Annotated in this window: 6 protein-coding genes; 3 read left to right on the top strand and 3 right to left on the bottom strand. The window is 64.8% G+C overall.

Features of this window, described 5'->3' with window-relative positions; genetic code table 11:
• The first annotated feature begins 62 nt into the window (after positions 1–62).
• Positions 63–575: a DUF992 domain-containing protein gene (locus tag ACZXDY_RS36360; protein WP_464348853.1), complete on the top strand. Its 513-nt coding sequence runs from the start codon at positions 63–65 to the stop codon at positions 573–575.
• Between the two features lie 195 nt (positions 576–770).
• Here ACZXDY_RS36360 and ACZXDY_RS36365 read toward each other — a convergent pair whose 3' ends face one another.
• Together ACZXDY_RS36365 and ACZXDY_RS36370 are read right to left on the bottom strand one after the other, a co-directional pair.
• Positions 771–2,489 carry an N-acyl-D-amino-acid deacylase family protein gene (locus tag ACZXDY_RS36365; RefSeq protein WP_464348848.1) on the bottom strand — a complete coding sequence of 573 codons (1,719 nt, stop codon included), beginning with the start codon at positions 2,487–2,489 and terminating at the stop codon, positions 771–773.
• Between the two features lie 130 nt (positions 2,490–2,619).
• On the bottom strand, positions 2,620–2,814 hold the full coding sequence (locus tag ACZXDY_RS36370) for a hypothetical protein (RefSeq protein ID WP_464348849.1): 195 nt from the start codon (positions 2,812–2,814) through the stop codon (positions 2,620–2,622).
• Positions 2,815–2,983: 169 nt separating this feature from the next.
• Between ACZXDY_RS36370 and ACZXDY_RS36375 the strand changes: the two genes are divergently transcribed.
• Positions 2,984–3,190, top strand: a complete 207-nt coding sequence (locus tag ACZXDY_RS36375) for a hypothetical protein (protein WP_028167237.1) — start codon at positions 2,984–2,986, stop codon at positions 3,188–3,190.
• Between the two features lie 11 nt (positions 3,191–3,201).
• Here ACZXDY_RS36375 and ACZXDY_RS36380 read toward each other — a convergent pair whose 3' ends face one another.
• Positions 3,202–4,425, bottom strand: coding sequence for an MFS transporter (locus tag ACZXDY_RS36380; protein ID WP_464348850.1), 1,224 nt, complete (start codon positions 4,423–4,425; stop codon positions 3,202–3,204).
• 171 nt (positions 4,426–4,596) lie between these two features.
• Here ACZXDY_RS36380 and ACZXDY_RS36385 point away from each other — a divergent pair, with 171 nt between their 5' ends.
• On the top strand, positions 4,597–5,859 hold the full coding sequence (locus ACZXDY_RS36385; RefSeq protein WP_464348851.1) for a hypothetical protein: 1,263 nt from the start codon (positions 4,597–4,599) through the stop codon (positions 5,857–5,859).
• The last annotated feature ends 141 nt before the right edge of the window (positions 5,860–6,000 follow it).

Here is a 6,000-nt window from a genome sequence, read left to right on the forward strand (position 1 = left end):
GGTTTCCCCGAGTTACAAGCGAGCGTTGAAATGTCAGATGGAGTGTCGCAGTGAACAAGAAAGTGATATTCAGAACGCTGAATGGCCTTGCAATCGGGGGAGCCTTGGCACTGGGGTTGGCAGCCGTTCCGGCTACGGCTCAGCAGCCGGGGCGAGTGAGGGTCGGAACGCTTTCCTGCAATATCGCCCCTAGCGTCGGCATGGTTATCGGGGGACAGCAGCAACTGAGCTGCATCTATGCATCTGCACGAGGCAGGACGCGTGACGCCTATCAGGGCACTATCAGCACGTTTGGGCTGGACATCGGTGCAACGTCCGGCGGTCAACTCGCGTGGGCCGTTTTTGCGCCGACCACGCTGCGCCGCGGAGCGCTGGCAGGAAGCTATGGTGGCGCCACCGTCGACGGTACGATTGGCGTCGGACTGGGGGCCAATGTCCTGGTCGGAGGCTCAGACCGCACGGTCAGCTTGCAGCCGGTGTCGGTCGAGGCCCAGACCGGCCTGAACGTCGCGGCAGGTATATCCAACATGGAGCTACGGCCGGCCGCGCCGCCCGCACGTCGAAGACCCTCATGAGCCAACCATAATCGGCGCTGCCAAAGTTCTGCGGCAGTGTGCCTGATCGGGTAAGCAACATTTCGTCCTTGCAGGGTGGGCAAAGCGACTTGTCCGCCGTAGCTCGAACAGCGAAAGCGTGCCCACCATCGCGAGCACAGCGCGTGATGGTGGACACGTCGCTGCGCTCCTTGCCCACTCTACGCCGCTACGCGCCTAATGCATCGCCTGCGTACCGCGAATAAGCCGGCCTGGCCTTGCGCCGGTGGCCGCGCCGCCGCGCTGCGTCACTACGCCCGAGACGATCGTCGCGTCATAGCCGTCGACCTGCTGCAACAATCGGCGGCCGCCGACGGGGAGATCGTAATGGACCTTTGGCGGATGCAGATGCAGCCGGTCGTAATCGATCACGTTGACGTCGGCTTTGTAGCCGGGCGCGATCAGGCCGCGATCGGCGAGGCCGACCGAGAGCGCGGTCTTGCGTGATTGTACCGCGATCACGAAGGGGATCGAGAGCTTCTCGCCGCGGGTGCGGTCGCGGGTCCAGTGCGTCAGCAGATAAGTCGGGAAAGAGGCATCGCAGATGATGCCGCAATGCGCACCGCCATCGGAGAGGCCGGGCACCGAATTCGGGTCCAGCAGCATCTCGCGCGTCGCGTCGAGATTGCCGTCGGAATAGTTGAGGAACGGCACGTAGAGCATGCCGCGGCCCTCGTCGGTCAGCATCGCGTCATAGGCGAGTTCTTCCGGGCGTCTGCCGAGCCGGCGCGCTTGCGCGCCCAGCGTGTTCTCCGGCGGCTGCTCGTAGTCGGGCGGATTTCCGAGCAGATACATCTTGTCGTAGTTCGGCCGGAAGAACAGCGGATCGTCGGTGTCGCTGGCATTCTCGGCGAGGATCGCGGCGCGCACTTCAGGTTGGCGCAACCGCGCCACTCGCTCCTTGAGCGGCAGGTGCGCGATCGCCTTGTAGCTCGCATGGGTCTGGAACGGGTTGCGCGACAATTCAAGCCCGAGCATCAGCCCGACCGGACGCGCGGCGATCTGCGCGGTGATCGAGAGGCCGCGGCGGCTTGCCTCGTTGATGGTGTCGAGCGTCTGGCGCCAGCGCCGCGGCGACTTGTCGTTCTGGGTGATCGAGAACGAGATCGGGCATTTCGTGTTCTCCGCCACCCGCAGCATCATCGGCAGGTCTTCGTGGACGGTGGAGAGATCGAGCACGAATTGCAGCACGCTGCGGCCGACGCCATGCATCGCGCCGGCGATCGCGGTCAATTCGTCCTCGCCCGCCTTCAAGGTCGGCGTGAAGTCGCCGGTCGAGGTGCGGTGGTTGAGGGTGCGCGAGGTGGAGAAGCCGAGTGCGCCGGCGCGTACCGCATCGCCCGCCAGCGCCGCCATCTGCCTGTTATCCTCCACCGTGGAAGGATCGCGCCGCGCGCCGCGTTCGCCCATCACATAGACACGCAGCGCCGCATGCGGCAGTTGCGCGCCGATGTCGACGTCGAAGCTGCGCTTCGACAGCCAGTTCATGTAGTCGGGAAAGCTCTCCCATTCCCAGGGAATGCCGGCGCTCAGGACCGGCTCGGGAATGTCCTCGACGCCTTCCATGAGCTGGATCAGTCTGGTGTGGTCGCTGGGCCGGCACGGCGCAAAGCCGACGCCGCAATTGCCCATGATCGCCGTGGTGACGCCGTTCTGCGAGGAGGGCGTGATGTCCTGGCTCCAGGTCACCTGGCCATCATAGTGGGTGTGAACATCGACGAAGCCTGGCGCCACCAGCTTGCCGCGGGCGTCGATCTCCTCCGTGCCTTTGCCTGGAACCTTGCCGACAGCGATGATCTTGCCGTCCGCGATCGCCACATCGGCTTCATAGAGGTCCCCGCCGCTGCCGTCCGCAATGGTGCCGCCGCGGATCACGATGTCAGGCGCTGAGGTCATGGCGCTTCATCCCGATTTGTTGTTGTTGCCGCGCATCATGGATCGCCCTCCGAAGCTGTCAACCGGCAGTGGTGGGGCTCTGCAATGCGCTATGGCGCCGCAACCTGGAAATATGCGGCGACGTCAAAGCCTAGTCCATGTCGCGGAAAGCGTGACCGTTGGCTTCGATCTTTTTCACAAGGTCCGGCGGCAATTCGGCTTGTGCCGCCGTGCCGTCAAATGCCCATTGCTTGGGATCGGCCAGGTCAGGAAGACCGGCCCCTTTGCGCACATAGAGGCCTAACGTCGGCTTCTGCGGATTAATGTAAAGATCGTACTCCTGCATTGAGATGTCTCCTCTTCTGTTGCCAGCTCAGGATCGCATCAAGCCGCGTTGGCTCGTCTCCCTGTCAGATTATCGCGATCGGTTACAGCCGTAAGCATTTAGTTCGAGGCAGTGATCGGACCGTAACAGGCGCACCGCAGAGTCCCCTGGATCACTGCGGAGATCTCTCGTGACCGCGACCACCATAGCCAACGAGCGCGCGCTTTCCATGCAGCCAGCCGAGGCCGGCGATCACGCTATCGGCGCCACGCGCGTGCCGACACGTCGAGACCGGAGCGTTCGCGCGCTTCAGACCATCTATCTCGGTATCGCCTGTTATGTCGGCCTGAACGATTGCGCGGATCGTCTGGAAGCAATCGCTCGCGAGGACACCTGAAAAATAGGTCGTCAGGCCGCGGCGCGCGCTTCCGATCCCTGCGGCTTGCGGTCGGTGACGAGGGCGAGCAGCACCGTCGCCACCATGAACGCGGCGGACGCGCCGAACACCCAATGCGGCAGGTTGTGGTCCATGATCCAGCCGAACAGCAGCGGGCTTGCGATGCCGCCGAAGTTGAAACCGGTGGAGACGATGCCGAAGGCGCGGCCGGCCGCGCCCGGAGGCGCCGCGTTGCGCACCAGCATGTCCCGCGAGGGCGTGATCACGCCGCCGAGGAAGCCGGCCAGGCCGAGCGCTGCGGTCAGCACTGCCGATGGCGGGTTGACCAGCGCTATCAGCAGCACGATCGCGGCATTGACCACAAAGCAGGCCGCCGCCACGTGGCTATGACGGTGGGTGCGGTCGGCGAGATAGCCTCCGGCGAGCACGCCCGCCGCGCTGGCGCCGAGGAACGCGGTCAGCGCGATATTGGCCGACGAGAACGACACGCCATAGCCGCCCATCAGCGCCACCACGCCGAAATTATTGATCCCCGCGCTCGACAGGCTGAGCAGCGTGAAGAACACGGTCAGCACCATGATCGCCGGCGTCATCACGCTGGTTTTCACCTTCTCACTGCCCTCGGGCCTGTCCTTCGCGGCGCCCGCGTCGGGGATGCCCATGATGACGAGCAATAGCGCCACCAGCGGGCCGACGGCGCCGGCCACCATCAGCGCGCCGAGCCCGCCGATTGCCGCGACCAGCGCCGCCATGATCGCCGGCGCCACCGCGCCGCCGAGGAAGCCGGCAAAGGTATGGACCGAGAACGCCCGGCCCATCCGCGCCTCGTCCATATGCGCCGACAGGATCGCGTAGTTGGCCGGGTGATAGACGCTGTTGGCGAGCCCGAGCGCGATCGCGCTTGCGATCAGCGCGGGATAGCTCAAATGCGCACCGAGCCCGATCAGGGCAAAGCCGCCCAGGCAGAGCCCGATCAGGAGGATTTTTCGCGCGCCGATATGGTCAGCGAGATAGCCGATCGGCGCCTGCGTCAGGCCGGAGACCAGCGCGAATACGGTCAGCGCGAAGCCGAGCTCGATATATCCGACGCCGAGCCGGTCCTTCAGGAACGGGAACAGCATCGGCAGCACGAACATATGGAAATGGCTGACCCAATGCGCGATCGAAATCCCCGTCAGCGTGCGCACCGCGCTGTCGGTCTTCAATTGCTGCGGTGCGGCGAGAACATCAGCCATATCAGTGAGAAGCCCCTAAATGTGACGCCCGGCGGGGCTGCCACGAAAATATCCATCGCGAGTTATTTGTCCATGAAGGCCGCTGCATGGCTGCCCCGGCGAACCGCGACCGAGCGACATGCGGCATTAAAGCGGCAAGACAAGCAACTCGCATTGCAGCAATGATCTGGCATGACCGATCCGGCAACAAAGCTGCGCGTCCTGATCCCCGAGGGGGCGAGCACCTCGGCGCGCGAGGCGATCACGATCCTCGGCCTTGCCGGGCACCATGTCGAAGTCTGCGATCCCTCGCCCTGGTGCCTGTCGCGCTATTCGCGCTTCGTGCGCAAATTCCATCGCTGCCCGGGGTTGCGCCACGATCCCGAGGGATTCCTCGGCTTCATCGAGCGGCTGCTGGAGGCGCCGTTCGATGTGCTGCTGCCGACCCATGAGCAGGGCTTTCTGTTCGCGCGCGCCGAGGCGCGTCTGAAGGGCCGCGTCGGCTTGGCGCTGCCGCGGTTTGGCAGCTACCGGATGGTGCACGGCAAGGCCGGCTTCAGCCGTCTGCTTGGCCAATTGGGCCTGCCGCAGCCGCCGACTCGGATCGTGACGTCGGAGAGCGAGCTGCGCGACGCCATCCGCTTTCCTTCCGTGATCAAGACCTCGGTCGGCACCGCGAGTCGCGGCATCTGGTTCGTGCGCGACGAAGCCGATTTCAACATCGCGCTGTACGAGCTCGGCGCCAGCGACGCCTTTGTCGATGAGGTTCTGATGCAGGATCTCGTCACCGGCACGACGGAGAAGGCGCAGTCGGTGTTTTGCTTTGGGAAGCTGGTCGGCTTCCACGCCTATCGGCAGATTGCGCCCGGTGTCGGCGGCGGTGAGGCGATCAAGGAAAGCGTCAGCCGTCCGCAGGTGCGCGCCTATCTGGAAGCGATCGGAGCAACGCTGGCCTGGCACGGCGCGCTGTCAGTCGATTATGTCGCGCCGATCGACAGCGCCGTGCCGCTATTGATCGACTGCAATCCGCGTTTGGTCGAGCCGCTCAATGCCTTCCGCGCCGGCACCGACCTGGTCGATTTGCTGCTGCGCGTATCGCTCGGCGAGACGCCACAACCCTTGCCTGAGAGTCGCGCCGGCGTGCGGACGCATTTGGCGATGCAGGCGCTGCTCGGCCACGCCTCCCGCGGCGGCACCAGGCGCGACATTCTGGTCGAGTGCGGCGATCTGTTGAAGACCTCGGGGCCCTACAACGCCAGCACCGAGGAATTGACGCCGGTGCGGCTCGACTGGCTCAGCGCCGTGCCGCTGACGATGACGGCCGGCCTCACTCTGGTCTCGCCGAAACTGGCAAAGACGGTCGCCCGCGGCGGCTTCGGCGCGCATCTGCTCGATGTGAAGAGCATCCGCAAGATCGAGCGCGACGATTTCGCGGGACTGCATCAGCCGTCGTAGGGTGGGCAAAGCGAAGCGTGCCCACCATTGCGAGCGGAGTGCCTGATGGTGGGCACGTCGCTGCGCTCCTTTGCCCACCCTTCTGTAACGGGCCTTGCTCAGTCAATCCCTTTTGCGTCATCCACTCGCCGGGGTCTCGCT

The sequence above is a fragment of the Bradyrhizobium sp. LeoB3 genome (assembly GCF_055456055.1).